Source organism: Thermoanaerobacter sp. CM-CNRG TB177 (assembly GCF_018588165.1).
In the GTDB taxonomy this organism is placed as follows: Bacteria; Bacillota; Thermoanaerobacteria; order Thermoanaerobacterales; family Thermoanaerobacteraceae; genus Thermoanaerobacter; species Thermoanaerobacter thermocopriae.
Genome location: NZ_JAFCAC010000087.1, coordinates 1 through 276, shown reverse-complemented (window position 1 = coordinate 276; position 276 = coordinate 1). Strand labels below are relative to the sequence as shown.

The 276-nt window shown below is 35.9% G+C and carries 1 protein-coding gene; it reads right to left on the bottom strand.

The window, feature by feature from the left end; translation table 11 throughout:
- Positions 1-276: UPF0236 family transposase-like protein (locus tag I4N53_RS10725; RefSeq protein ID WP_214496217.1), on the bottom strand; the 276-nt coding region annotated here is incomplete at both ends.

The window sequence follows — 276 nt, the reverse complement described above, 5'->3', positions numbered from 1 at the left end:
CCTATATTCAAAACCGTAATATTATTTATCTTTTCATTTGTAGACGTTTTAACTCTCCTCACTGCCTCTTTTATTTGCTTCTTCGTTAATTTGTAACTTCCTTCATTTATATCCTTTCTCTTACCCCATTCTACTTCTCTTAAGTCTCCTCCATTCTTGCTGAATACCCTTAATTTCGCCATTAACTTTAATCCTTCTCTACTCCATCCCAATGGATTCCTGCTTAGTCTTACTGAAAATACATGGCTTATATGCCCTTCTGCACTGCACCCTATT